At 73.0% G+C, this 26,659-nt stretch carries 19 protein-coding genes, 1 pseudogene and 1 riboswitch; of the genes and pseudogenes, 5 read left to right on the top strand and 15 right to left on the bottom strand.

Going from position 1 to position 26,659, the window contains the following annotated elements:
• Positions 1–24 precede the first annotated feature (24 nt).
• From eno to ACFOSY_RS25050, 9 genes and pseudogenes are all read right to left on the bottom strand, one after another.
• A complete protein-coding gene (eno, locus tag ACFOSY_RS25090) occupies positions 25–1,305 on the bottom strand; it encodes a phosphopyruvate hydratase (protein WP_394310770.1) in 1,281 nt (426 codons plus the stop codon).
• 268 nt (positions 1,306–1,573) lie between these two features.
• Positions 1,574–2,281: a transglycosylase family protein gene (locus ACFOSY_RS25085; RefSeq protein WP_394310768.1), complete on the bottom strand. Its 708-nt coding sequence runs from the start codon at positions 2,279–2,281 to the stop codon at positions 1,574–1,576.
• A 4-nt stretch (positions 2,282–2,285) separates the two neighbouring features.
• Positions 2,286–2,454: riboswitch (cyclic di-AMP (ydaO/yuaA leader) on the bottom strand.
• Between the two features lie 219 nt (positions 2,455–2,673).
• On the bottom strand, positions 2,674–3,633 hold the full coding sequence (locus ACFOSY_RS25080; RefSeq protein ID WP_394310766.1) for a transglycosylase family protein: 960 nt from the start codon (positions 3,631–3,633) through the stop codon (positions 2,674–2,676).
• 192 nt (positions 3,634–3,825) lie between these two features.
• On the bottom strand, positions 3,826–5,121 hold the full coding sequence (locus tag ACFOSY_RS25075; protein WP_394310764.1) for a cytochrome P450 family protein: 1,296 nt from the start codon (positions 5,119–5,121) through the stop codon (positions 3,826–3,828).
• A gap of 441 nt (positions 5,122–5,562) precedes the next feature.
• A complete protein-coding gene (locus tag ACFOSY_RS25070; RefSeq protein ID WP_394310762.1) occupies positions 5,563–6,537 on the bottom strand; it encodes a nucleoside triphosphate pyrophosphohydrolase in 975 nt (324 codons plus the stop codon).
• Positions 6,538–6,556: 19 nt separating this feature from the next.
• Positions 6,557–7,207, bottom strand: coding sequence for a SurA N-terminal domain-containing protein (locus ACFOSY_RS25065; protein ID WP_394310760.1), 651 nt, complete (start codon positions 7,205–7,207; stop codon positions 6,557–6,559).
• Positions 7,208–7,376: 169 nt separating this feature from the next.
• Entirely contained in the window at positions 7,377–8,873 is a 1,497-nt protein-coding gene (locus ACFOSY_RS25060) for a serine/threonine-protein kinase (protein ID WP_228752115.1), read from the bottom strand.
• Positions 8,874–8,911: 38 nt separating this feature from the next.
• Complete coding sequence (locus tag ACFOSY_RS25055; protein WP_394310758.1) at positions 8,912–9,580, bottom strand: hypothetical protein; 669 nt, start codon at positions 9,578–9,580, stop codon at positions 8,912–8,914.
• 195 nt (positions 9,581–9,775) lie between these two features.
• A pseudogene (locus tag ACFOSY_RS25050) lies at positions 9,776–11,951 on the bottom strand (N-6 DNA methylase).
• Between the two features lie 207 nt (positions 11,952–12,158).
• On the opposite strand from ACFOSY_RS25050, the gene ACFOSY_RS25045 reads away from it, so the two are divergent.
• Positions 12,159–12,665 (top strand): hypothetical protein, encoded by a 507-nt coding sequence (locus ACFOSY_RS25045; protein WP_394310757.1) that lies wholly within the window; start codon positions 12,159–12,161, stop codon positions 12,663–12,665.
• Positions 12,666–12,773: 108 nt separating this feature from the next.
• Positions 12,774–13,568: a hypothetical protein gene (locus ACFOSY_RS25040; protein ID WP_394310754.1), complete on the top strand. Its 795-nt coding sequence runs from the start codon at positions 12,774–12,776 to the stop codon at positions 13,566–13,568.
• 7 nt (positions 13,569–13,575) lie between these two features.
• Here ACFOSY_RS25040 and ACFOSY_RS25035 read toward each other — a convergent pair whose 3' ends face one another.
• Both ACFOSY_RS25035 and ACFOSY_RS25030 read right to left on the bottom strand, forming a co-directional pair.
• Entirely contained in the window at positions 13,576–14,319 is a 744-nt protein-coding gene (locus ACFOSY_RS25035; RefSeq protein WP_394310752.1) for an N-acetyltransferase, read from the bottom strand.
• 88 nt (positions 14,320–14,407) lie between these two features.
• Positions 14,408–15,187 carry an HNH endonuclease family protein gene (locus ACFOSY_RS25030; protein ID WP_394310750.1) on the bottom strand — a complete coding sequence of 260 codons (780 nt, stop codon included), beginning with the start codon at positions 15,185–15,187 and terminating at the stop codon, positions 14,408–14,410.
• Positions 15,188–15,350: 163 nt separating this feature from the next.
• On the opposite strand from ACFOSY_RS25030, the gene ACFOSY_RS25025 reads away from it, so the two are divergent.
• Positions 15,351–15,539 carry an antitoxin gene (locus tag ACFOSY_RS25025; protein ID WP_006135867.1) on the top strand — a complete coding sequence of 63 codons (189 nt, stop codon included), beginning with the start codon at positions 15,351–15,353 and terminating at the stop codon, positions 15,537–15,539.
• A gap of 80 nt (positions 15,540–15,619) precedes the next feature.
• Here ACFOSY_RS25025 and mfd read toward each other — a convergent pair whose 3' ends face one another.
• The 3 genes from mfd to ACFOSY_RS25010 form a co-directional block, all read right to left on the bottom strand.
• A complete protein-coding gene (gene mfd / locus ACFOSY_RS25020) occupies positions 15,620–19,153 on the bottom strand; it encodes a transcription-repair coupling factor (protein WP_394310748.1) in 3,534 nt (1,177 codons plus the stop codon).
• A gap of 336 nt (positions 19,154–19,489) precedes the next feature.
• On the bottom strand, positions 19,490–22,069 hold the full coding sequence (locus tag ACFOSY_RS25015; protein ID WP_394310745.1) for an ABC transporter permease: 2,580 nt from the start codon (positions 22,067–22,069) through the stop codon (positions 19,490–19,492).
• Positions 22,066–22,854, bottom strand: a complete 789-nt coding sequence (locus tag ACFOSY_RS25010; RefSeq protein ID WP_225654945.1) for an ABC transporter ATP-binding protein — start codon at positions 22,852–22,854, stop codon at positions 22,066–22,068. The genes ACFOSY_RS25015 and ACFOSY_RS25010 overlap by 4 nt, the downstream gene beginning before the upstream one ends.
• Before the next feature lie 656 nt (positions 22,855–23,510).
• Here ACFOSY_RS25010 and ACFOSY_RS25005 point away from each other — a divergent pair.
• Complete coding sequence (locus ACFOSY_RS25005; protein ID WP_394310742.1) at positions 23,511–24,002, top strand: DUF485 domain-containing protein; 492 nt, start codon at positions 23,511–23,513, stop codon at positions 24,000–24,002.
• A gap of 29 nt (positions 24,003–24,031) precedes the next feature.
• Positions 24,032–25,615 (top strand): sodium/solute symporter, encoded by a 1,584-nt coding sequence (locus tag ACFOSY_RS25000; RefSeq protein WP_394310908.1) that lies wholly within the window; start codon positions 24,032–24,034, stop codon positions 25,613–25,615.
• A 34-nt stretch (positions 25,616–25,649) separates the two neighbouring features.
• Here the strand turns inward: ACFOSY_RS25000 and ACFOSY_RS24995 are convergent, their stop codons facing one another.
• Entirely contained in the window at positions 25,650–26,540 is an 891-nt protein-coding gene (locus ACFOSY_RS24995; RefSeq protein ID WP_394310741.1) for a cellulose-binding protein, read from the bottom strand.
• Between the last annotated feature and the right edge of the window lie 119 nt (positions 26,541–26,659).

The raw sequence follows: 26,659 nt of genomic DNA, 5'->3' as shown, positions 1-26,659 counted from the left end.
CGACGCTGCCTCTTACGGGGCGGGTCAGCCCTTGAAGCGGGGGAAGGCGCTGCGGCCGGCGTACACCGCGGCGTCGTCGAGGATCTCCTCGATGCGCAGCAGCTGGTTGTACTTGGCGACGCGCTCGGAGCGGGCCGGGGCGCCGGTCTTGATCTGGCCGCAGTTGGTGGCGACGGCGAGGTCGGCGATGGTGACGTCCTCGGTCTCGCCGGAGCGGTGGGACATCATGCACTTGAAGCCGTTGCGCTGGGCCAGCTCGACGGCGTCCAGGGTCTCGGTGAGCGAGCCGATCTGGTTGACCTTCACCAGCAGGGCGTTGGCGGCGCCCTCCTCGATGCCGCGGGCCAGGCGCTCGGGGTTGGTGACGAACAGGTCGTCGCCGACGAGCTGGACCTTGTCGCCGAGCTTGTCGGTGATGGTCTTCCAGCCCTCCCAGTCGTCCTCGAACAGCGGGTCCTCGATGGACACGAGCGGGTACGCGTCGACGAGCTCCGCGTAGTACTCGGTCATCTCGGCCGCCGAGCGCTCCTTGCCCTCGAAGGTGTAGACGCCGTCCTTGTAGAACTCGGAGGCGGCCACGTCGAGGGCCAGGGCGATCTGCTCGCCGGGGGTGTAGCCGGCCTCCTTGATCGCCTCGAGGATGAGGTCGAGGGCCTCACGGTTGGAGCCGAGGTTCGGGGCGAAGCCGCCCTCGTCGCCGAGGCCGGTGGCCAGGCCCTTGTTCTTCAGGACCTTCTTCAGGGTGTGGTAGACCTCGGCGCCCCAGCGCAGCGCCTCGGAGAAGGACTCCGCGCCGATCGGGGCGATCATGAACTCCTGGATGTCCACGTTGGAGTCGGCGTGCGAGCCGCCGTTCAGGATGTTCATCATCGGTACCGGCAGCAGGTGCGCGTTCGGGCCGCCCAGGTAGCGGAACAGCGGCAGGTCGCTGGCCTCGGAGGCGGCGTGGGCGACGGCGAGGGAGACGCCGAGGATGGCGTTGGCGCCGAGCGAGCCCTTGTTGTCGGTGGCGTCCAGGTCGAACATCGCCTGGTCGATCAGGCGCTGCTCGGTGGCGTCGTAGCCGACGAGCTCCGGGCCGATCTGCTCGATGACGGCCAGGACGGCCTTCTCGACGCCCTTGCCCAGGTAACGGCCTGCATCACCGTCACGGAGTTCGATGGCCTCGAAGGCGCCGGTGGAGGCGCCGGACGGGACGGCGGCACGACCCGTGCTGCCGTCGTCGAGGCCGACCTCGACCTCGACCGTGGGGTTGCCTCGGGAGTCCAGGATTTCCCGGGCTACGACGACGTCGATGGACGGCACGAGCATCTCCTTCTTGGGATGTGACGCGGGTGAGCGGGGCCGCGGGGGCCCTGCGGGTCCGAGCCTAACCGGCTCCGGGCGATCGGCCATCTCGCCGCCCGCCTCATGGACAGAACCGAGAGTAAATTGTTTCTGAACGGAACAAAGCCCGTTCGGGAAACCGTGACCTGAATGCGTCCGGACATGACCCCGCCCCGGTGCGTACGGGGGAAGAAACGCACCGGGGCGGGGAGCCCGTGGGGACGGGGAGGGACCTGGCGGTCTGCCCTTACTTCAGGTGCAGCTGCTGGCCCGGGTAGATGAGGTCGGCGTCGTCGACGATGTCGTCGTTCAGGTCGAACAGCTTCGCCCAGCCGCCCTTGACGTCGTGCTCCTCGGCGATCGAGCTGAGGGTGTCGCCCTTGACGACCTTGTACTCGCCGTCGCCCTTCTCGACCTTCGTGCCGGTCGGGGTGGTGACGGTCTTCTTCTCGGCCGTGTCGGCCTTCTGCTCGGCCGGGGCGGCCGGGCGCTCGGCGGAGCGGGAGGCCTTCTGCTCGCTCTCACGCGACTCGGTGGAGCCGGACTCCTGCGCGGAGCCCTCGGCGGAGCCGCCGTCGTAGGAGGCGTTGGACAGGCCGGTGCCGCAGACCGGCCAGGCGCCCTTGCCCTGGCCCGCGAGGACCTTCTCGGCGATCTCGATCTGCTGGGCCTTGGAGGCCTGGTCGGCGCTGGCGGCGTACTGGGTGCCGCCGTACGCGGCCCACGTGGAGGCGGAGAACTGCAGACCGCCGTAGTAGCCGTTGCCGGTGTTGATGGACCAGTTGCCGCCGGACTCGCACTGGGCGACGGCGTCCCACTCGGACGCGGTGGCGGCGGAGGCGGTGCCGGACGCCATGAGCGGGCCGGCGACGGCGGCGCCGGTCACACCGGCGATGGCGATGGCGCGAGTGGCCTTGGACGGACGACGGTGCTTGCCCTTGCCGGAAAACAGCATGGATGGATCCCCTCACCGACGCCTGCGAGGTGAGCTGTCGGGTTCGGGCCGGTTGAGTTGCCCGGCCACGTCCCTCCCGGGACGCGGCTTCACCCCAAGCCGTACCGGACGTGAACCGTCCGGGTCCGGCGCTTACCTGGGTCCCCCGCTCCTGCCTACGGCGCATGACGCGACGACTGTTCCCGTGCTGCCACTGGCAGGATTCGGCGTGGCGGCAGCCGGGGCCCGCGGTGGCGAGCGGTCACGACCGTAAGCACGCGTCGCACGGAAAGACAAAGACGATCAGGGCTTCTGAGACCTATCTCTCACAGTCTTTATTACGGACAATCAGCCCTTTTCACTCCGCCAACTCCCGCCGGGCGGAGGGGTCTTCGACTGCCGCCCTTCGCCCCTTATTCGCCGGTTTCGGCGCCGTCCTCGACGTCCACCAGGAGGCGTTCGCCGGGCAGGATGAGGTTCGGGTCGTCGCCGATGACCTGCTGGTTCTCGACGTAGAGCGCCGTCCATCCGCCGGTGAGGGCAAGGGAGTCGGCGATGGAGGTCAGGCTGTCGCCGGTCTGCACGGTGTAGCGGTCGTCGCTGATGCCCGCGGGCCTGTCCGTGGGGCGCGAGGCGTGCCGGCCGGACGACGGGGTCCCGGCGTCGGCGCTCTCCTCCTCCGGGGCGCTGGGGCCGCGGTGGCGGCCCGAGCCGGTGTCCTCGGACTCGGTGGCCTCCGAAGAACCGGTGCTCTGCCCCGACTTGTCCGACTCGTCACCTTCGGGGGTGGCGGAGGCGGACGGGGAGGCGCCGGCGTCCGTGCCGCTCTCCTTCTCGTCGGACGAACCGGATGTCGCCGACGGAGAGGGTGAAGTGGGCGAAGCGGGCGAATCGCCGCTTTCCGGCGAACCGGACGGGGTGGTGGTGCCGTCGGTCCGGGAGTCGCCCTGCGTCGCGTCGGTGGTCGGCACGCCCGGGTCGACGTTCGGGGACGCGGTGTCCTGGTTCAGACCCGTGAGCAGGCCGCAGGCGCGCCACTTGCCGACGCCCTGGTCGGCGAGGATTCTCTCGGCCACGGTGATCTGCTGGTTGCGGCTGGCCTCGTCGGCGCTGGGCGCGAACTCCGTGCCGCCGTAGTTCTCCCAGTCGTCCTGGGTCAACTGAAGGCCGCCGTAGTAGCCGTTGCCGGTGTTCTGGCTCCAGGAGCCGCCGCTCTCGCACTCCGCGACCCGGTCCCAGGTGTCGCCGTCCGCCGCGCTGGCGGCGCCCGCCCCGAGGAGCGGGATCGCGATCGCGGAGCCGGTCACGCCGGCGGCGACGAGCAGAGCCGGAGCCTGACGAGGGCGACGGTGTCGGCCGTTCCCGGAGAGCATGCGGAAGCCTTTCACTCGGCGACAAGAACCGGCACGGGCGAGCAGAACTGTGCGGCGCGCCGTACTTGATGGGTGAACGTATAGGCAGACGATCACTTGTCACAAGTTCATGCCGTGCAGATCACATGGAGATCACAGAGTTGAGCACGTCTCAGGTTTCCGCGCACCGGCCCCCGGGCACGGACAGGAAGGTCAGGTCTGTCCTGAACGCGGAGGGGAGAATTCCACCGGAAGCGTGCGGAGTCCGCGCATGATGAGGCCGCCGCGCCAGCGCAGTTCGGCCGGGTCGACGGCCAGCCGCAGATCCGGAAGGCGCGTCAGGAGCGTGGCGAGCGCGGTCTGTCCCTCCAGGCGCGCGAGCGGGGCGCCCAGGCAGTAGTGGATGCCGTGCCCGTACCCCAGGTGCTGGTTGTCCCGGCGGGCCAGGTCCAGAGTGTCCGGGTCGGCGAACCGCTCCGGGTCCCGGTCGGCCGCGGCCAGCACGACGAGCACCGGGTCGCCGGCCGCGATCCGCTGCCCGCCGATGACGACCGGCTCGGTGGCGAACCGCCAGGTCGCCAGCTCCACCGGGCCGTCGTAGCGCAGCAGTTCCTCCACCCCCGTCTCCAGCAGAGCGCGGTCGCCCTCGGCCAGCGCCCGTTGCAGCCGCCGGCGCTGCTCCGGGTGGGTGAGCAGGGCGTAGGTGCCGTTGCCGATGAGGTTGACGGTGGTCTCGAAGCCGGCGAAGAGGAGGATGAACGCCATCGCGGCGGCCTCGTTCTCCGTGAGGTGCGCGCCGTGGTCGGAGGCGCGGATCAGCCCCGAGATGAGGTCCTCGCCGGGAACGGGTTCGGCGGGCAGCTCCTCCCGCTTGCGGTGGATCAGCTCGGCGAGGTAGCCGCGCATCTTCTTGACCGACCGGGCCACCCCGCCGCGGGGGCCGCCGCCGTGACGGATCATCATGCCCGCCCAGTCCCGGAAGTCGTCCTGGTCCTCGCGGGGGACGCCGAGGAGGTCGCAGATGGCGTAGATGGGGAGGGGGAAGGCGAAGTCGTGGATGAGGTCGGCGGTGCCGCTGCCGCTGGCGGTGAACTGTTCGATGAGGTCGTCGGTGAGCTCTTGGACCCGGGGGGCGAACTCGGCCACGCGGCGGGGGGTGAACGCCTTGCTGACCAGGCGGCGCAGGCGGGTGTGGTCCGGTGGGTCGATGTTCAGCAGGTGCGTCATCAGGTCGGCCTGCCGCTCGCCGGGGATGCCGGTCCTGCCCTTGGCGTGGGCGGGCTCGTCGTGGTGCGCGGGGTTCTTGGACAGGCGGGTGTCGGCGAGGGTCTGCCGGGCGTCGGCGTACCGGGTGACCAGCCAGGCGTCCACCCCGCTGGGGAGTTTCGTCCTGTGTACGGGGGCGTGTTCGCGGAGCCAGGCGTAGGCGGGGTAGGGGTTGGCGGCGAACTCCCAGGTGAACAGGTCGGGGGCAGTGCCCTGGGGGGCGGGGGGTGACTGGTCGGGCATGGGGTGACCCTAACGGGCGGGGGGTTGCGGGCCGGGGGCTCGTGCGGGTGGGGACGTGGCTGGTCGCGCAGTTCCCCGCGCCCCTGGGGGGACGGTGGTTCGGGTCGCGGGCCCGTGCGGGTGCGTGGGGCTTGATCGCGCAGTTCCCCGCGCCCCTTCGGGGGCGGTACGCGTCGCGGACACGTGCCGGAGGGCGGGGGTTGATCGCGCAGTTCCCCGCGCCCCTTCGGGGGCGGTTCGCGTTGTGGGTGCGCGCGGGTGCGTGGGGGCTGGGCGCGCAGTTCCCCGCGCCCCTTGAGGGGTGTGCCCTCAGGGGCGCGGGGAACTGCGCGAACGGGAGGTCAGGCGCGGGCGGCTTGTTGTCTCGCGCGGATCACATCCCCCAGGGGCGCGGGGAACTGCGCAACCGGGGTTCGGGGGCGGAGCCCCCGAGGGGGGAGGTCAGGCGCGCGCGGCTGATTCCGTGGCGCGGATCGCGTCCCTGTAGACCCGGGCGGCAGCCCGAAGCGCCGCCTCCGCGTCGACCCCCTCCGCCTCCGCCCGCGCCGCCAGCGCCAGCAACTCGTAGCCGACGCCCTCCCCCGAGGGCAGAGGAACGGCGAGGCCCGCCCCGCGGACCCGTGCCGCCAGCTTCGCGGCGAGGGCCAGCGCCGGCTGCCCCACCGGCACCCCGTCCGTGACGGACTCCCTCCGCTTCTCCTCCGCCTTCGTCCGCATCCAGTGCGCCTTGACCTCCTCCGGCGTCCGCGCCGTCTCCTCCCCGAAGACGTGCGGATGCCGGTGGACGAGCTTGGCGACGATGCCGCCCGCCACGTCGTCGACGGAGAACGGCTCCTCCGGGTGCTCCTCGGCGATCCGCGCGTGGAAGACGACCTGGAGCAGCACGTCCCCCAGTTCCTCGCGCAGCTCGTCCCGGTCGCCGTCCTCGATGGCCTCGACGAGCTCGTACGCCTCCTCGATGCCGTACTTGGCGAGCCCCTTGTGGGTCTGCCGGGAGGACCAGGGGCACTCCGCGCGGATGCGGTCCATGACCTGGACCAGGTCGAGCAGGCGGGCACCCGGCAGGTCGTAGGAGGCGGGCAGCAGCTCCAGTTCGGGCATGCGGACCCGGCCGCTGCCGGCCAGCCGCGCCAGTCCGTCGGTGAGCGCGGGCTCGCCCTCGCCGGTCGCGACGACGACCACGGTGCGGCCGCCGGCGCAGGCGTCGACGACCTCCTCCGCGGTGGGCGCGGCCTCCTCGACGGCTGTCCCCGCCTCGCGCAGGTACGGCAGCTGCGGGTGGGCGCCGTCCGCGCACAGCACCCGGTCGGCGGCGTGCAGGGCCTGCCAGGCGGGCCAGGACAGCAGACCTGGCGCGACCCGGTGGCTGGTGGTGAGCAGGACGATGCGGCCGGGGGCGGGGCTGGTTGCGTTCACCCTTCGAAACTAGCCCACGTCACAGGCCCAGCGGCGGCCCGTCCACAGCGGTGACGTCCTTCACCCACGGGGTCTTGGCGTCCACCCGGCTGCTCTTCTCCGCGTCCCACTCGCCGTAGCGGGGGTTGAGGTCGACGTCGAGCTCCTTGCTCGCGTCGGACAGCGCCTTCCAGAACTCGGGACGGCCGGTGTCGGTGCCGAGCTTCTGGGCGAGCTTCTGCGCCGTCACCTGGAGGCGGAGGTTGTCGTCGAGCCGCTGCGGCGGGACGCCGTACTGCTGGAGCCAGGCGGCCTCCAGCGCCTTCGCGCCGCCGGCCTGCTCCTCGAAGTCGGCCCGCGTGCGCTGCACCTCGCGGTCGGAGACGGTCACCCCGGCGTCGCGCGCGGCGCGCTCCAGCACCCGGTCCAGCACCATGCTGTGCAGGGTGTCGCGGGTCAGGCCGCCGGTGCGGGCGATGGCCTGCTGGTACTGCGCGTCGTCCGGGACGGCGGCCCGCTGGGCGGCCCGCACCTCGTCGACGCGGTTCTCCAGCTGCGACACGGTGATCCGCTCCCCGCCGACCACGGCCGCCGCACCGGGGTGCGCGTCGTTCCCGCAGGCGGTGAGCAGGGGAGCCGCCGCGGCGATCGCGGCGGTGAGGAGGAGCGCGGTGCGACGACGGCGGTGCAAGGAAACCTCCTGAGGAGAGCTTGTGCGGCGGTGCACAAAGTCTTGCGGTGATCGATGGTAGGCATCGGCCAAGCTCTGGCCAACCCATTCGACCAACGATTCACGGCGACTTCCGGCACCGCCGCGCCCGCCGTCCCCTCGCGCCGTCCCCGCGCGGGCCCGTCCGCGGCTACCCCCGCACCTGCCCCAGCCACTGGAGGGTGCGCCTGATGTCCGCCGCGAGCGGGTGCCCCGGCCCCTGGACGCGCTCCACGTCGTGCAGCAGCCGCACCAGCGTGTCGTGCGCGGCGGCCCGGTCGCCGAGGGCGAGCAGCAGATGGCCGATGCGGCGCCGCACGTCGTGGGCCTGCTGCGGGTCCCCTGCGGCCACGTACTGGTTCTCGTAGTACGGCAGCAGCGCCCGGTACTCGGCGAGGGCGGCGGCCGGGTCGCCGAGCTGCTCCAGGCACTGGGCGGCCTCGTAGCGGTGGCGCAGCGACTGCGGGTCGGCCTGGCCGGCCTCGGCGGCGCGCTCGTCGGCGAGGCGGCGCAGCTCGGGCAGGGCCCGCCGGTACTGGCCGTCGTCGAGGAGCGTGGCCGCGTACTGCTTGCGCAGGGTGCGCACCACCGGGGAGTGCTCGCCGTGCTGCTCGGCGGCGACCGGGAGGATCGAGCCGAGGATGTCGACGGCCTGGGTGATGCGGCCCTCGCCGAGCAGCCGCTTCACCTCGTCCACGGCGGCGGCGACGTCGGCCTTCTCCGCCGCCGGGGCGGGCGGCGCGGCGGGCGCGGGCTGCGGCGCCGGCGTCCTGGCGCGGTCCGGCCAGGGGGCGTGCGGGCGCAGGAAGGGCCGGGTCGGGTCCAGCGGGGCGCCGGTGGGCGTGCCCCGGGAGGGCAGCAGCAGCGCCAGGTGTTCGTAGACCTCCTGCGCGGAGTCCGGGCGGTGCTGCGGGTCCTTGGCGAGCAGCCGCAGCACCAGGGTCTCCAGCGCCTCGGGCACCTCGGGGCGCAGCCGCCGCACCGGCACCGGCGGCTCGTACAGGTGCCGGTGCAGCACCCCGAGCGCCGTGGAACCGGAGAACGGCACGTCCCCGCTGAGCAGTTCGTGCATCAGCACGCCGAGCGCGTACAGGTCCGTGTACGGGCCGACCGCGCCGCCCATCGCCTGCTCGGGCGCCATGTAGGCGGGCGAGCCGATGGGGGTGCCGGTGTGGGTCAGGCGCGTGGTGTCGGCGTCCATCACGGAGGCCACGCCGAGGTCGAGCACGGTGACCGTGCCGTCCTGCTTCACCATCACGTTCCGCGGCTTGAGGTCGCGGTGGACGATCGGCACCGCGTGCACGGCGCTGAGCACCGCGCACAGCTGCGCGGCGACCGCGACCGTCCACTGCCACGGGTACGGGTCGTGCTCGGCGAGGTGGTCGCCGAGGTCGGCGCCGTCGACGTACTGCATGACGAGGAACAGCTCCTCGCCCTCGCTGCCCGCGTCGTGCACGGTGACCAGGCCGGGGTGGTCGACCTGCGCGGTCACCCGGCACTCGCGCACGAAGCGGCGGCGCAGCTCGTCCGCCTCGTGTCCTGCCACCTTGTCGGGGCGCAGCAGCTTCACCGCCACGCGCCGGTCGAGACGCTTGTCGTAGGCCGTCCAGACCTGGCCCATGCCGCCCTGCCCGATGAGCGTGGACAGTTCGTAGCGGCCGGCGACGACCCGTCCCGTCGTCCCGCTCACCGTCCGCCCTCGGGGTCGCCCGGCCGGCGCTGCTGTCCGTCCTGCCGGCGCAGGTAGTCACTGAGCTCGTCGAGCTCGGCGCGCACCTGGTCGATCCGCGCGGGCGCGGGCCGCTGCGGCGGCTGCCCCTGCGGCGGGGACACGGGGACGGGAGGCACCGGGGTGGGCGGCACGGGGGCGGCCGGCACGGAGCCGGGGTGCGGGGTGTGCGGCTGCGGCTGCGACACGGCCGTGGGCCGGTACGGCGCGGCCGGCTGCGGGTAGCCGTAGGGGGCGGGGCCGCCGTGGGCGTGGACCGTGGTGGCGTGCGGCGACGGCGGCACCGGGCCGCCGTACGGGCCCTGCCGCCGGGGCAGGCGGATGTCGACGGTCAGGTAGTACGCGCCCGCGCACGCGCCCAGCAGGAGCAGGGCGGCGAGGGCCACGTCGGTCCGCCAGTCGCTCTCCGGCAGGGAGCCGATCACGGCCATGCAGGCGATGGCGAACGGGATGCTCGCCCAGGCCGTTATCCAGTCGAAGACCCGCCCGCGCAGCACCGCGACCCGGAACAGCGGCACGGCGGCCAGCATGCCGCAGCACAGGACACCGGCGGCCGTGTACAGCACGCGCTGCGTGATGACCGAGCCCGAGCTGGGTGTGGGCGGCGGCGCGCCGTGGCCGTACATGCTGCTCCTGGACGGGTGTAGCCGATGGGATCTCCGGTGGAGAGTCCGAGCGTATAGGCCCACGGCGACAACCGGTCCCGTGATGTACCGAACCGTTGTCGTACCGGAGCGTGCCGGGCAGCGGCGCGAACTCCCCGCGCGCGGGGGCGCGCAGGGCGCGCAGGGGCGGACCGGTGGGTTCCGGCGCGGCGGCTTCTAAGGGGCGATCGTCCCGTCGGTGAGGCCGTCGTACATCCCGCGCACCAGCTGCTCGCCGAGCCGTCCGGCCTCCCTGAGCGCCCTCTCGAACGCGTCCAGGGCGCGGAACCGCTCGCCGTAGCGCCGCTGTTCGTCCGGTGCGAGGCGCGGGAGCTGGAGGCGGCGGACGTCGAGCCGGGTGGCGGTGGACGCGTAGCTGCTGGCCTGGCGGTGGTTGGCGGTGCCGCGCAGGAAGCCGGCGAGGAACCACGGGTCGAGCGCCGCCGGATCGGGGCGCAGCAGCACGAGGTTGCGTCCGAGCACGGCCCCGGCGGTCTCCTCGTCGACCACCCGGGCGACGGCCCCGCCACCGAGCACGGGCAGCACGACGTCGCCCGGCTCGGTCAGCACCGGCTCCTCCTCGCTCTCCGGGAGAGTTCCGGAGGGGGCGGGTCCCGGCCAGCACGTCGTGGTCGGTGAGCACGGCCACGCGCGCGTGGGCGCCGGGTCCGCCGTGTCCGCCGTGTCCGCCGGGTCCGCCGTGGCCGCCGGTGCGCATCACCAGCGCGCCCGCGCGGGCCAGTTCGCCGACGGTGGTCAGCGGCAGCCGTCCGGACGCGGCGGGCGGCACGGGTTCCGCGGGCGGCGGCGTCAGCTCGGCGGTCAGCCGCAGCGTCTCGTCGAGCCGCGCGCGTACGCCGGTCAGCCGGCCGGCGCCGTCCGTGTCGGCCGGGGGCGGCAGACGGCGGGCGGGCGCGAGGTCGACGTCGTCGTCGAGGAGTTCGATGACCGGCACCGAGCGGGCCAGGCCGGGCCGTTCGTCGATCCGTCCGGCGGCGTCGAAGGCGCGCCAGGCGTCGAGCACCGTCTCCCGCACCCCGGGCCAGTCGGGGCCGCCGCGCCCGTCGTCGGTGAACCGCCCGGCGTCGACGAGCAGCACCTCCGGCTGCGCGGGCGTCCGGTCGGGCCGGCGCAGCACCCACAGGTGCAGCGGCACGCTGTACGGGGGCGCCGCCCCGGCGGGCAGCGCGACGACGGCGCGCAGCGCGCCCCGGCGCAGCAGGTCGGCCCTGATCCGCCGGCCGGAGCGGCGGGACGCCACGGCGGGCGGCATCAGCAGCACGGCGGTGCCTCCGTCCCGGAGCCGGGCGAGCGCGTGCTGCACCCAGGCCAGCTCGGACTCGGTGCGGGCGGGGAAGCCGTACTCCCAGCGCGGGTCGTAGGCGAGGTCGTCGTGGCCCCAGTTGCGCTCGTTGAACGGCGGGTGGCACAGCACGGCGTCGGCCCGCAGCTCCGGGTACGCGTCGGCCCGCAGGGTGTCGCCGGCGGCGGCGTGCACGGGGGCGCGGGTGTGCAGGGCGAGGCGCAGGGCGGTGAGGGCGGCGAGCTCCGGCGAGCCGTCCTGGGCGTGGAGCCGGCGGTCGGGGCGGTCGGCGACGGCGCGGAGCAGGGCGCCGGTGCCGCAGGCGGGGTCGAGGACGGTGGCGGGGGTGCCGGCGAGGGCGGCCATGAGGTCGGCGACGCCGGGCGGGGTGAGCGTGTACTGGCGCGGGTTGGCGTCGAGGTGCCGGCCGAGCAGGAACTCGAAGGTGGGGCGGGCGCCCCGCTCGGCGGCGAGCTCGGCGACACCGCGCAGGAGGGGGACGGAGGGGAGCAGGCGGGGGGCGGTGGGGATGTCGAGGGCGGGGGCGGCCGGGGTGGCCGGTGTCGTCAGGGACGCCGGGGTGGGCGCGCCCGGGGTGTTCACAGGGTGCTGACCGTTCACGCGTGAGCGGTCGGGGCGGCCCTGCCGGGCCGTCTCGGGCATGCGCGGTGTGAGCACCTCGTCCAGCGCCGCGGGGAGCAGCGCGGCGAGCCGTTCGTCGGCGCCGGAGCTGATGTCGAGCCAGACGGGCGGCCGGTCGTGGATCAGCAGCAGGGCGCAGCCGGCGTGGACGAGCGCGGTGACCGGTCCCTCGGGATGGCCGACGAGCTGCTGCCAGACGCGCTCCTTGAGCGGGACCTCGGCGAGCTTGCGGTGGCGCCGCAGCCACGCCTCGACCTCGGCCAGGGCGAAGGCGGGGCTGGTCTCGGTGCCGCCGACCGGCCGGGGGAAGTCGGCGTGCCGGCGCCGCCAGTTGCTGACCGCGGCCCGGCCCACCCCCGCCAGCCGGGCGATCCCCGCGGCGGTCACTTCAGTCGCGCTGCCCTGCATTCCGGAACCCCGCCCCGCTCTCCCGTAGCTCCCTGTGTGGCGACGAGCATACCGACGGCGGCACGGAACAGAGGTTCACGGACGTGTACTCACCACGTCAGCTAGCTCATGTTGACTCGGTTCACAGTCTCTGCTCTGATTGACCCAGCAAACGAGCGGCCGCCGGTGAAACGGGGGCGGCCGCGACCTGGGGAGGGACACACCGTCATGGGTATGAAGAGCAAGATCGTGCTGGGCGCCGTCGTGGGGCTCGTCGTCATCGGCGCCGTCTCGGCCAACGGCGGCGACGGAGGGACCGGCTCCGCCGACAAGGGCGCCTCCGCCTCCGCGGACAAGCAGCCCGGCGGTGCGAAGGACGCGGGGGCGGACACCGGGGCCGGCGAGGGCCAGGGCGCGGACGCGGCGGACAAGGCCGAGGAGACGGAGCAGAAGGTCTCGCAGGCCGAGCAGTTCAAGGCGTTCGTGCAGAAGAACGGGACGGACCAGGAGAAGGAGGCCGTCTCCCACGTCACCAAGGTGCAGGGCGCCGACGACCAGAACGACATCCTCGACACCGCCGACGTCTACACCGACTTCACCGGCGGGATCATGGGCGAGGGCACCGGCCCCGCCAAGCTCATCGCCTCCGCCTTCGCCGACTGGAAGCAGAGCGCGAACGGCCTCGTCACCGTCTACGACGCCGACGGCGAACTCCTCGGCAACGGCCAGTTCTGACACTCACCTCGCGGCGCGCCGCACACCCACCACCCGCGCCCGCGCCGGTCACCGCTGCCGCTCCGCGGTGACCGTCCACCACCACGATCCCGAAGGAACGAAACCGTCATGCGTCGCACCGCACTCGCCGCGCTCTGCCTCGTCGCCGTGACCGGGGCCGGGCTCACCGGCTGTCAGTCCGGCGGGGACACGGCGTCCGCCGGCTCCCGGCCGTCCTCGGAGCAGACGAAGAACGCGGACACCGCGAAGGACCCGAACGAGCCGTTCGCCGGGCTGTCCGGCGGCGAGATCACCGAACGCGCGGTGGCCGCCACCACCGGCGCCCCGTCCCTGCGGTTCACGGGCGAGATCCCCGACGAGGAGAGCGGGGGCACCCTCCACGTCGACATGGCCCTGAACAAGCAGGGCGACTGCGCCGGCACCCTCGGCGTGGGCGACGAGGGCGAGGTCGAGCTGATCAAGACCGGCGACACCCTCTACGCCAAGTACGACGAGGCGTTCCTGCGCGCCCAGAGCGAGGGCGAGCCGCAGGCGGACGTCGACGCGGTGGTGGAGATGATGGCCGGCACCTGGACCAGGATGGCGGCCACCGGCGCGGACGCCGAGGACATCGCGGGGTTCTGCGACCTCGACGAGGTGCTCGGCGACGCGGAGCACGGCAGCTCGAACGCGACCCGGGGCAAGGCCACCACGCTCGACGGCACCCCGGCGCTCACGCTCACCGAGCAGGACGGCACGGACCGCTACACCTTCTACGTCGCCACCACGGGCGAGCCGTACCTGCTGCGGCTGGAGAGCACGTCGGCCGCGGACCCGGGGTCGATCGCCTTCACCGACTTCGGCAAGCCGGTCCCGGCTCACAAGCCCGAGGGCGAGATCCTCGACCTCGACGCCCTGGCCTGACCGTCCGTCACAGCGGGTGCCGCATCCACACGTTCGGCTCGACGTACACGGCGTGACCGCCCGCCACGTCGCAGTGGACCGGCACCAGCGCCCCGGGCACCTCGACCGGGCCGTCGGTGTCGAACGGCAGGCCCGTCCAGCGGCGCCACTGCTCCAGGGACGCCGACACGGTCATGGACGCCGGCGCCACCCGCTCGACGGTGGCGCCGGCGCGGGCGTGGACGCGCATCCACGGGTCCTCGGGCAGCCCGTCGGGGCGCATCCGGCGGACGTACTCCTCGACCGGGGTGCGCGGCTGAAGATGCTTGGCGCTGGGGCGCACGGGGGCGACGACCTCGCCGAAACCGTGCGCCCGGGCGTTGTCCCGCATCGCGGTGAGCATCAGCGCGGACAGCCCGCGGCCCTGCGCGTGCGGGGCGACGGTGACCGCGACCGCGCTGACGGTGTCGGGCCGCACCCCGGCCCGCAGGTCGGCGAAGGCCCAGGTGAGCACCTGGTCCCAGCCCCGCGCGGGCAGGCCGCCGCGACCGGGGGCACGCAGCGCGAACGGCACGCTGTGCGCGGTGGCGACGACCTCGCCGTCCTCGTCCTCGGCGAAGAGGACGTAGGCGGGCAGTTCGGCGGCGATGCGGGGGAAGCAGGCGGCGCCCACGAGGTCCTCGGTCACGAACACCGGCCAGCTGTCCGCCATGTCGCGCACCGCCGGCCACCGGTCGGGCCGCTCGGCGAGACTCATGATCGTGAACGTCATGGACGCCACGGTAGACACGCGCCCGACGCCCTGACCACCGGTTATCCACGACCACCTCAAGTCCCCGGGCCGTCGCACCTGCCCGGCCTCAGGCCCCGCACTGCTCCCGCATGGTCTCCTTGTCCGCCGCCGTCACGGGCATCTCGTACTTCACCGCGACCTGGGCGAAGCGGACGGCGTAGGCGCAGCGGATCGTCCTGCTGGGCGGGAGCCAGGACGCCGGTCCTGAGTCGCTCTTGGCGGAGTTGGCGCTGCCGTCGACGGGGAGCAGGTTGAGCGGGTCGTTGGCCAGCTGCCGGCGCTTGGCCTCGGACCAGCGGGCGGCGCCCATCTGCCAGCTGTAGGAGAGCGGCACCACGTGGTCGATCTGGACCTCGGAGGCGTCCTGCTTGCGCCACTCGATCGTCGTGCCGGTGTAGGGGTCGGCCAGGGTCAGGGAGACGAGGACGCAGTCGGAGCCGGAGCGGAAGCGGAGCTTCTGGCCGTCGCGGCGGAGGATGTCGTTGCGGGTGTCGCAGCCGTTCCGGGCCAGGGGCACGCCGTCGGCAGTGTCCATCCACGCGTAGCCGTACTCGTCGCGGTCGTAGCCGGTCTTGGGGCCGCGGCCCTTGGTGGCGACCTTGCCGATCAGGGCGGCGGCCTCGGCGCGGTCGCGCGCGTCACGGACGGGGGCGAGGCCGGGGCGGGTGCCGTCGGGGTTGTCCAGCGGGCTCACCGCGTGCCCGTCGGGGGCCGCCGCGCCGCTGCCTCCGGAGGCGGGGACGTCCGCCTCGGGTATCGACTCGCATCCCGCGAGGAGGACCACCGCGACGGCCGCCGCCCCTCCCGTGCGCCGCGCTCTGCTGCCCCACCCCAGGTCTCGCGTCACCGCGCCCCTCCCTTGTTCTGCTGTAACCCTGCCCCGGCAGGGGCGGTCCGATCCGGAAGCTCACCGTAACGAGCGAGTGGTCCAGACCTGTCACCGCCCATTTGGGCATTCCGTCCGATCCACGCGTATGGTCGGATTTGAGCCACTTCGGAAGGAGCTCTGGATGGGCATCCTCGACAAGTTCAAGAGCAACAAGGCGGCGCGCGAGAAGGCGCACAAGGCCTCCGACGCCGCGGAGAAGAAGCTGAACGAGAGGACCGGCGGCAAGTACGAGCAGCACATCGACACCGGCCAGCAGCAGGCGGAGCGCCGGCTCGGCATGGAGCGCGACCGGCCCGACCAGCAGCCGTAGGCCTCACACACAGCTCTGGGCCGCCCGCGATGCGCCTCGCGCACCGCGGACGGCCCTCGCCGTCACCGGGGACGGCCGGGTCAGGATCCCAGCACCGAGGTGAGGAACTCCCCGACCCACCCGAGCAGGTCCCGCCCGACCAGCGGCTTGCCGCCGACCTTCGCGGTCTTCGGGCGCGGGACCAGCACCTGGTGCGCGGTCGCCTTGATGACCGTGCCGGGGTACAGCCGCTTCAGGCGCAGCTCCTGCGACTCGCGCAGCTCCACCGGCGCGAACCGGATGTTCGTGCCCTGGAGCACGATCTCGCCGACGCCGCACGCCCGTGCGAGCATCCTCAGGCCCGCCACCAGCAGCAGGTTCTCCACCGGCTCCGGCAGCTTGCCGTAGCGGTCGACGAGTTCCTCGCGGACGGCCTTGATGTCCTCCTCGCTGTTGGCGGAGGCGATCGCCCGGTACGCCTGGAGGCGCAGCCGCTCGCCGGGCGCGTAGTCGTGCGGGACGTGCGCGTCGACCGGCAGCTCGATCTTCACCTCGAGCGGCGGCTCCTCCTGGACCTCGCCGGTCTCCAGCTGGCGGCGGTAGTCCGCGACCGCCTCGCCCACCATCCGCACGTACAGGTCGAAGCCGACGCCCGCGATGTGCCCGGACTGCTCGCCGCCCAGCAGGTTGCCCGCGCCGCGGATCTCCAGGTCCTTCATCGCCACGTACATGCCCGCGCCCATCTCGGTGTGCTGGGCGATCGTCGCGAGCCGCTCGTGCGCGGTCTCCGTGAGCGGCTTCTCCGGCGGGTACAGGAAGTACGCGTACCCGCGCTCCCGGCCGCGGCCGACCCGGCCGCGCAGCTGGTGCAGCTGGGAGAGGCCGAAGTTGTCGCCGCGCTCCACGATGAGCGTGTTGGCGTTGGAGATGTCGATGCCGGACTCGACGATCGTCGTCGACACCAGCACGTCGAACTTCTTCTCCCAGAAGTCGACGACGACCTGCTCCAGCGCCTGCTCGGACATCTGGCCGTGGGCGGTCGCGATGCGCGCCTCGGGCACGATCTCGCGGAGCCGGGCCGCCGCGCGGTCGATGGACTCGACACGGTTGTGGATGTAGAAGACCTGGCCCTCGCGCAGCAGCTCACGGCGGATCGCGGCTCCGATCTGCCGCTGGTCGTAGGGGCCGACGAAGGTGAGCACCGGGTGGCGCTCCTCCGGCGGGGTGGTGATCGTCGACATCTCGCGGATGCCGGTGACCGCCATCTCCAGGGTCCGCGGGATCGGCGTGGCGGACATGGTCAGCACGTCCACGTTGGCGCGCAGCTTCTTCAGCTGCTCCTTGTGCTCGACGCCGAACCGCTGCTCCTCGTCGACGATGACCAGGCCCAGGTCCTTGAACTTGGTCTCGGAGGAGAACAGCCGGTGCGTGCCGATGACCACGTCCACCGAGCCGTCCCGCAGTCCCTCCAGCGTCGCCTTGGCCTCCGTGTCGGTCTGGAAGCGGGACAGCGCCTTCACGACCACCGGGAACTGCGCGTACCGCTCGCTGAACGTCCCGAAGTGCTGCTGCACCAGCAGCGTGGTGGGGACGAGCACGGCGACCTGCTTGCCGTCCTGGACGGCCTTGAACGCGGCCCGCACCGCGATCTCGGTCTTGCCGTAGCCGACGTCGCCGCAGATCAGACGGTCCATGGGGACCGACTTCTCCATGTCCTCCTTGACCTCGGCGATGGTGGTGAGCTGGTCGGGCGTCTCCGCGTACGGGAACGCGTCCTCCAGCTCGCGCTGCCACGGCGTGTCGGGCCCGAAGGTGTGCCCGGGGGCCGCCATCCGCGCGCTGTACAGCTTGATCAGGTCGGCGGCGATCTCCTTGACGGCCTTCTTGGCGCGCGCCTTGGTCTTGGTCCAGTCGGCGCCGCCGAGCCGGTGCAGGGTCGGGGCCTCGCCGCCGACGTACTTGGTGATCTGCTCCAGCTGGTCGGTGGGGATGTAGAGGCGGTCGCCGGGCTGGCCGCGCTTGGCGGGGGCGTACTCCACGACCAGGTACTCGCGGGTGGCGCCCTGCACGGTGCGCTGCACCATCTCGATGTACCGGCCGACGCCGTGCTGCTCGTGGACGATGTAGTCGCCCGCCTCCAGAGTGAGCGGGTCGATGGTCTTGCGGCGCCGGGCGGGCATCCGGGCGCCCTCGCGGCCGGACGCCTTCTGGCCGGTGAGGTCGGTCTCGGTGAGCACGGCCAGCTTGAGCGCCGGGTCGACGAAGCCGTGGTCGATGCAGCCGCAGGAGACGTGCACCACGGAGGGGGTCAGCTCGCCCAGGTCGTTGTCGAGGCGGGCGGCGATGCCCTCGCCGCCGAGCACCTCCGCGGTGCGGGCGGCCGGGCCGTGCCCCTCGGTGACGTAGACCGTGCGCCAGCCGTCGGCGAGCCAGCCCTTGGTGTCGGCGAGCGCCCGCGCGGTGTCGCCGCGGTAGGTCTCGGGGGCGTGCATGCCGAGCTTGAGGGTGTCGGAGTCCAGCTCCTCGTCGGCGGCGAACGGCGACACCGACCACCACATCATGTCCAGCTCACGCGCCCGGTCACGGACGTCCGCGATCGACCACAGGGACGCCGCGCCGACGTCGATGGGCGCCTCGCCGCCGCCGGCGGTGGCCGCCCAGGACGCCTGGAGGAACTCCTGACTCGTCGCCACCAGGTCCGACGCGCGCGTCCGCACCCGCTCCGGGTCGCAGACGACGGTCATGGCGCCCTTGGGCAGCACGTCGAGCAGCAGCTCCATGTCGTCGACGAGGACCGGCGCGAGGGACTCCATGCCCTCCACGGCGATGCCCTCGGCGATCTTCCCGAGCAGCTCGCCCAGCTCCGGATGCTGCTCCGCGAGCACCCGCGCCCGCTCGCGCACGTCGTCCGTGAGCAGCAGCTCGCGGCAGGGCGGCGCCCACAGCCCGTGCTCGGCGACCTCCAGGGACCGCTGGTCGGCGACCTTGAAGTAGCGGATCTCCTCGACGTCGTCGCCCCAGAACTCGACGCGCAGGGGGTGTTCCTCGGTGGGCGGGAAGACGTCCAGGATGCCGCCCCGTACGGCGAACTCGCCGCGCCTCTCGACCAGCTCGACGCGCGCGTACGCGGCGGCGGCGAGGGCCTCGACGATCTCGTTCAGGTCGGCGCTCTGACCGGTGCGCAGGGCGACCGGCTCCAGGTCGCCCAACCCCTTGACCTGCGGCTGGAGCACGGAGCGCACGGGCGCGACGACGACGGAGACCGGGCCGGTCTCGGGGTCGTCGGGGCGGGGGTGGGCCAGGCGCCGCAGTACGGCGAGGCGGCGGCCGACGGTGTCGCTGCGGGGGCTGAGCCGCTCGTGCGGCAGCGTCTCCCAGGACGGGTACTCCACGACCCCCTGGGACGGGAGGAGCGAACGCAGGGCGGCCGCCAGGTCCTCCGCCTCGCGTCCGGTCGCCGTCACGGCGAGCACGGGGCGTCCGGCGTCACGGGCCAGGGCGGCGACGGTGAAGGGGCGGGCCGCGGGCGGGCCGACGAGGTCGACGTGCATGCGGTTGCCGTCGGCGGCGGCGGTGATCGCTTCCGCGAGGGCGGTGTCCTTGACGACGGCGTCGAGCAGACCGTGCAGGCTCATGCGGGGCGGAATCCCTTCCGGGGATGTGCAACACGACGGGCCCGACGCGCGCCGCGGGCCGGGGGTGTCCAGGGTACGTCGCCGCGTCCGCGGGTGCGGGGGCTGTGGACGGCGCCGGGCGCCCTGGGCGCGGCGCCGTGGCTGAATCACCTCAAGGGCTCCGCCCCTGGACCCGTGAGCGGCGTCGCCGCTGAGCCGCCAGGGGGCTCCGCCCCCTGGACCCCCGGCCCGTGCCCGCCCACCACCCGACTCGGCGTCGCGAGAAGCACGGGCGCCGGAAGTCCCCCCGTGGGACTTCCGGCGCCCGTGTTCCCCCGCAACCCCCGTGTGCGGTGGTCAGTCGGTGGCGATGGCGTTCAGGACGTTCATGCGGCCGGCGCGGAAGGCCGGGACCAGGGCCGCGAACAGGCCCACGAAGGCCGAGCCGATGAACACCCCGGTGATCGTCGGCCACGGGATGTCGAGGACCTTCAGGCCCTCCAGCGCCAGGAGCTGCTGCGCGGTGGCGCCCCAGCCGATGCCCAGTCCGAGGCCCAGCAGGGCGCCGAAGAGGGCGATGACGACCGACTCCATGCGGATCATGCGGCGCAGCTGCCGGCGCGAGAGGCCGATGGCCCGCATCAGGCCGATCTCCCGGGTGCGCTCGACGACCGACAGGGCCAGGGTGTTCACCACGCCCAGGATCGCCACGATGATCGCCAGGGCCAGCAGGCCGTAGATCATGTTCAGCAGCTGGCCGATCTGGTCCTTCAGGGCCTCCTTGTAGTCGGTCTGGTCGCGCACCTCGTACTGCGGGAACTCGCCCAGGGCGTCCTTCAGCGCCTTGTAGGCGGTGTCCTTCTGCCCGTCCTGCGCCGAGGCGAACAGCAGCTGGTCGAGCGGCATCTTGTCGGCCGGGACGTACCTGGCGAGGGTGTCGATGGACGTGTACATCGCGCCGGCGTCGATCACGCCTTCGCTGCTGGTGATGGCCCGCACCGTCAGGGAGCCGGTGGTGCCGTCCGTGAAGGCGACCTCGATCTTCGAGCCGATGCGGACGTCGTGGTCCTTGGCGAAGTCCTCGTGCACGGACATCGAGCCGGGCTTGTAGGCGTCGGCGAGGTTCCCGGAGACGGTCTCGACGCGCAGGTCGGTCGCGTACGTCGGGTCGGCCGCGGTGATCGCGGTGTCCTTCGCGGTCCTGCCGTCGGGCGTGGTGAAGTCCGCCTCGGTCCACTTGTACTCGGTGACCCGGTCGATCCCCGGCGCCGCCTTCACGGCCTCGACGGCCTGCGGGGTGATCAGCTCGCCCCGGTCGCTCTGGACGATGAAGTCCGTGCCGACCGCCTTGTCGAGTTCCTCGGTGGCCGAGGCGACCATGGAGGACCCCACGACCGACAGGCACGCCACCAGCGCGAGGCCGATCATCAGCGCGGCGCCCGTCGCGCCGGTGCGGCGCGGGTTGCGCAGGGCGTTGCGCTCGGCCATGCGGCCCACGGGGCCGAACGCCCGCAGCAGGATCGCGCCGAGGACCCGGACCATGCCGCCCGCCAGCACCGGGCCGACGACGACGAAGCCGATCAGGGACAGCACCACGCCCAGGCCGAGCCACAGGGAGCCGTCGGCGGCCTTGTCGGCGGTCCCGGCCAGGTAGAGGGCGAAGCCGCCGGCGCCGGTGAGGACAAGACCGGCCACGGCCCGGATCCATCCGGCCTTGGCGTCCGCCGGGGTGCCGGCGTCCCGCAGCGCGGCCATCGGGGAGATCTTCCCGGCGCGCCGGGCCGGCAGGTAGGCGGCGAGCACCGTGACGACGACGCCCAGGACCAGGCCGACCACGGGCGTCGTCCAGGCGACCGTGAGGTCGTCGGTGGACAGCTCCATGCCCATCTGGCCCATGAGCTCCATCAGCCCGACCGCGAGCCCGACGCCCGCGCCGACACCGAGGACCGAACCGAGCACGCCGAGCAGCAGCGCCTCGACCAGCACCGAGCGGTTGACCTGCTTGCGGGACGAGCCGATGGCCCGCATCAGGCCGATCTCCCGGGTGCGCTGGGCGACCAGCATGGAGAAGGTGTTGATGATCAGGAAGATGCCGACGAGGAAGGCGATCCCGGCGAAGCCGAGCATGGCGTACTTCATGACGCCCATGAAGTCGCCGAGGCTCTCCTGGTTGGCCTCCGCGGTCTCCTCGGCGGTCAGCACCTTGTAGCCGGCGCCGAGTTCGGCCACGACGTTCTTCTTCAGCTGGTCGTGGCTGACGCCGGGCGCGGCGGTGACGTTGACGTTGGTGAAGACGTTGCTCTCGCCGACCAGGGTCCGCTGGGCGGTCGCGGTGTCCATGTAGAAGATCGCGGCGCCGGGGTTGGTGACGGTGAAGTCCGCGATGCCGGAGATCTTCGCCGTGTGCGTGCCGACGGCGCTGATGACGCCGATCTCGTCACCGAGCTTCAGGCCGTGCTTGTCGGCGGTGTCGCCGTCGACCATGATCTGGTCGCCGCCCTCGGGCGCGGCACCGGAGGTGATCTCCATGGTGCGGGCGTCGTTGGAGTTCCAGCTGCCGACGATGGTCGGGCCGCCGCTGGTCGGCGAGAGGCTGTCCTTGTCGGCGTCGACGACGGTCACCGAGGTGGAGAACACGGTGCCCTCGGCGGACTTCACGCCCTCCGCCCTGCGCACCTCGTCGAGCACGGAGGCCGGTATCACCGGCGGCTTGCCGTTGCCGGACGTCGTCTCACCGCTGTCGGAGGCGTCCTTGTCGCTGACGGTGACGTCCGAGGAGGTGGCCGCGAACAGCTTGTCGAACGTCGTGTTCATGGTGTCCGTGAACACCAGCGTGCCGCACACGAACGCCACCGACAGCAGCACCGCCACCGCGGACAGCGCCATCCGCCCCTTGTGCGCGAAGAAGTTGCGCATCGAGGTCTTCAGAACGGTCATGACGTACGCCCCCGGGCGTCGAAGTCCTTCATGCGGTCCAGGACCTGCTCGGCCGTCGGCTGGTACATCTCGTCGACGATGCGGCCGTCCGCGAGGTACAGCACCCGGTCCGCGTAGGAAGCGGCCACCGGGTCGTGGGTGACCATGACGATGGTCTGGCCCAGCTCGTCGACCGAGCGGCGCAGGAAGCCGAGCACCTCGGCGCCGGCGCGGGAGTCGAGGTTGCCGGTCGGCTCGTCACCGAAGATGATCTCCGGCCGGGCGGCCAGCGCCCGTGCCACGGCGACCCGCTGCTGCTGGCCGCCGGAGAGCTGCGTGGGCCGGTGCTTCAGCCGCTCGGCGAGCCCGACGGTCTCCACCACCCGGTCCAGCCACGCCTTGTCGGGCTTGCGGCCGGCGATGTCCATGGGCAGCGTGATGTTCTCGATCGCGTTGAGCGTCGGCAGCAGGTTGAACGCCTGGAAGATGAAGCCGATCCGGTCGCGGCGCAGCCGCGTGAGCTTCTTGTCCTTCAGCCCGGTGATCTCGGTGTCGTCCAGGTAGATCTGACCGCTCGTCACGGTGTCGAGCCCGGCGAGGCAGTGCATCAGCGTGGACTTGCCGGACCCCGAGGGCCCCATGATCGCGGTGAACTGGCCGCGGGCGATGTCCACGTCGACGTGGTCGAGGGCGACGACACGGGTCTCCCCGGCCCCGTACGCCTTCACGACCTGCCGCGCTCGCGCGGCAACGGCCGTAGTCCCTCCAGTACCCCCGTGCCTGGGAATGGTCACAGCCGATGTCACGGTAAGTCTCCTATGTCGGTCGTCAAGAGAATGCGGTGCCCCCGACGGACGCCCGTGTGCGGCGGCCGCCCGGTGCGTGGTGTCCGGGACGTGTCTCAGTCTGGCGGGGGAAGGGGGTCCGGGTCGCTGATGTTCAGCGCAGTCTTCTGCTGTGGAAAACCCCACCCCCGATGGTGTGCTCCGCCACCCCCCAGCGGCGTAAAGCCAGGTTAAGGACGAGGGCGGGCCCGCATCGTCCTCCGGCGGGACGAACCCTCCCCGAGCCGCGGTACGGAGATGCCCCTAGGGGCTCTCCCCCGCGAGGCGGAGACCGTCTCGGGGTCGCTCCTCCCTTCGGCCCTCCCGGCCTCCTCCCGCCCGCACCGCCGGACCGCGCCCCGTCCGGCGCCGCCCAGCGTCCACCCTGCCGCCGCGTCAGGGTCAAGCCGGCCGCCCTCCGGCGGACCGCGCGATGTCCCGCGGACACCGCAAAAGTCGGAGTTAATCCGGGTAACACCCCAGCTCAGGGCATGTACCACCGGTGAGAGCGCTCCCCGGCACGCCAGTTGCGCCAAACCGTCGCGCTCCGCTCTACGCGCGAGTAACGTGCGGGCTCCGCTCCGCCACCCCCCTCCCTGCGGTCCCCGCACGGACCCGAGCCACGCAAGGAGCACGGGATGCCCGCCGCCCCCTCCCCCCACCCCCGCGACCCGCACCACCCCCCGCACCCGTACGCCGATGCCCCGTACACGCAGTCCCGCGCGGGCGTCCCGTTCCCCGCCTCCCCCGCCCACCCCACCTACCCCTGGCAGCCGCCCGCCCCGCCGGCGCCCCCACCGCACCGGACGCCCCGGCACGCCCCGCTGGGCCACCACAGCGACCTGCGCCGGCTGCGCCGCGCCTACCGGTGGCAGCGCCGCACCGCCACCCTCACCGCGCTCGGCTACTTCGTCCTCTTCCTCACGCTGTCCGCGTACGCGCCGTCCTTCATGACCGGCACCTCCGCCGGCGGCGTCCCCACCGGCCTGCTGCTCGCCGTGGGCCAGGTGCCCGTCACCTGGCTCGCCGTCGCCCTGTACGAAGTGACCGCGCGCCGCCGCGTGGACCCCCTGGCCGCGCTGATCCGCCGTCAGGCCGTGGTCGACGCGCGGCGGGAGGCGGCCCGGTGACGGCGCGGTTCGGCGACACCGCCCAGACCATGTCCCTGGTCGGCTTCACCGCCGTCGCCACGATCACCCTGCTGCTGTGCGTGCTGACCGGCCCCGACCGGGACGACCTCGACGAGTTCTACACCGGCTACGGCTCCCTCTCCCCCCTGCGCAACGGCCTCGCCATCGCCGGCGACTACATCTCCGCGGCGACCGTGCTGGGCACCAGCGGCGTCATCGCCCTGTTCGGACACGACGGTGTCGTGCTCGCCCTGAGCACCGCCCTGTCCCTGATGCTGCTGATGTTCCTGCTGGCCGAACCCCTGCGCAACGCGGGCCGGTTCACCATGGGCGACGCGCTGACCCGCCGCATGCCGGGCGGCCGCACGGTGCGGATCACCGCCAGCGTCGTCACCCTCGCCTCGCTGCTGCCGCTGATGCTGGTCCAACTCGCCGGCACCGGCCAGCTGATGGGGTTCATCCTGGGCTTCTCCGGCGAGTCGATGCAGACCGGATGCATCGTCGGCGTGGGCGCGCTGATGATCAGCTACGCGGCGATCGGCGGCATGAAGGGCACCGCCCTCATCCAGATCCTGAAGATCGTGCTGCTGCTCGGCTCCGGCCTGGTGGTCGCCGCGCTCATGCTGCACCGCTTCGACTGGAACCCGGGCGCCCTCTTCGACGCGGCCGCCGCGAACAGCGGCACCGGCGACGCCTTCCTCACCTCCGGACTCCAGTTCACCGACAGCGCCGCCCCCGGCATCGACATGATCAGCTCACATCTCACGGTGGTCCTCGGCGGCGCCTGCCTCCCCCACATCACCATGCGCATGTACACCGCGGACAGCGCCCGGCAGGTACGCCGCTCCATGTCCTGGGCGGTGTCCGGCGTGGCGCTGTTCGTGCTGGTCCTCACGGTCGTCGGGTTCGGCGCCACCGCGCTGCTCGGACGGGCCGTCGTCGCCGGCGCCGACCCGCGCGGCAACACCGCCTATCTGCTGGGCACCCGGGCCGTGTTCGGCGCGGAGGTGTCCACCGCGGAGACCGTCCTGTTCACCACCGTCACCACGGCGATCTTCCTGACCGTCCTCGCCTCGGTCGCCGGCATGATCCTCGCCTGCGCCAACTCCCTCGCGCACGACGTGTTCGCCGCCCGGGCCCGGGAGATGACGCCGCGCCGCGAGATGCTGCTGGCCCGCCTGTCCGCCGCGGCCGTCGGCGTCCCCGCGATCCTGCTCGCCACCCTGGTGCAGCACCGCAGCCTGCACCCGCTGATCACACTGTCCTTCTGCCTCGGCGCCTCGGCCATCGCGCCGGCCCTCGTCTACAGCCTCTTCTGGCGCCGCTACACCCGCACCGGCCTGCTCGCCACCCTCATCGGCGGCACCGTCTCCGTGCTGCTGCTCATGCCGGGCACCAACCTGGTCTCCGGCTCGCCCGTCGCCGCCTTCCCCGACGCCGACTTCACCTGGTTCCCCTTCACCACCACCGGCCTGCTGTCCATCCCCCTCGGCTTCGCCTGCGGCTGGCTCGGCACCGTCGCCTCCGGCCGCGCCCGGGCGGAGGAACAGCGCCGCCAGTACGAGGCGGTGGAGGGCTGGATCCTGGCCGGCGCGACCCGCAGGAGGCCCTGACCGGCGCGAGGCCCCGACCGGCCGTGCGGGTGCGTCACTCCACCGCGCGGCCGGTCAGCGCGCTCAGGCTCGCGCAGACATGGTCCATCTGCGTCTGCACGTCCTCCCGCCGGTCGGCGTGCTCCCGCAGCACCCGCCCCGTCTCCCGCTCGATGCCCTCCACGCGCGCGTGCGCCTCCGCCAGCACCTCGGCCGCGCGTTCCCGCGCCTCGTCCGCGCACCGCCGGGCCGCCTCCTCCGCGTCGGCGAACGCCTGCCGCGCCTCGGCCAGCATCGTCTCGGCCCGCGCCTCCGCCTCCGCCTGCCGGGCGTCCAGCTCCGCCGCCCGCTCCGCCTCCTCACGCGCGGCCTCGTCCAGCCGCTCCGCCTGCGCCCTGGCCTCCTCGGCGAGCAGCTCCGAGGTGCGCTCCCGCACCCGCCGCATCTCCGCCAGCGCCTCGGTGCGCCGCTCCTTCACGTCCAGCCGCGCCTCGATACGGATCTCGTCCGCCTTCTCACGCGCCGCCGCCAGCCGCTCACGCGCGTACTCCTCGGCCACGGCGCGCAGCGCGGCCCCGTACGCCCGCGCCGCCTCCTCCACCTCGGCGGCGTCGTCCCGCGCCAGGTCCACCAGGTCCTGCGCGTGCTGCCGCGCCGACTCCCGTACGGCCGTGGCCTCCTCCAGCGCCAGCAGGAACAGCCGCCGGGGCCCGTCACCGAGCGACTCGTACGTCTGCTCGGGCAGACCCGCCACCCGCACCCGCAGCCGCTCCAGCTCCTCCTCCATCTCCCGCGCCAGCACGGTGAGCCGCGCCGCGCGTTCCCAGGCGGCGTCCCGGTCGTCCGACAGCGCCTCGACGTACGCGATCACCTGCAACGGGCGGTACCCGCGCCCCCGGCGGACGATCTCGAACCCCCGTGACGACACCGATGCGCTGCTGCTCATCCTGGAACCCCTTCCACCGACGGACACGAAGCCCAGCACGACGACCGAGCACAAAAAGGGATGAATCGCGCACATCTTGATCGATGACAAGGAAGTGTTCATAACGCGACACTCCGCTC

The organism is Streptomyces lusitanus (assembly GCF_042647945.1).
GTDB classification, from domain to species: Bacteria; Actinomycetota; Actinomycetes; order Streptomycetales; family Streptomycetaceae; genus Streptomyces; species Streptomyces pseudogriseolus.
This window is presented reverse-complemented; position numbering and strand designations above follow the sequence as displayed.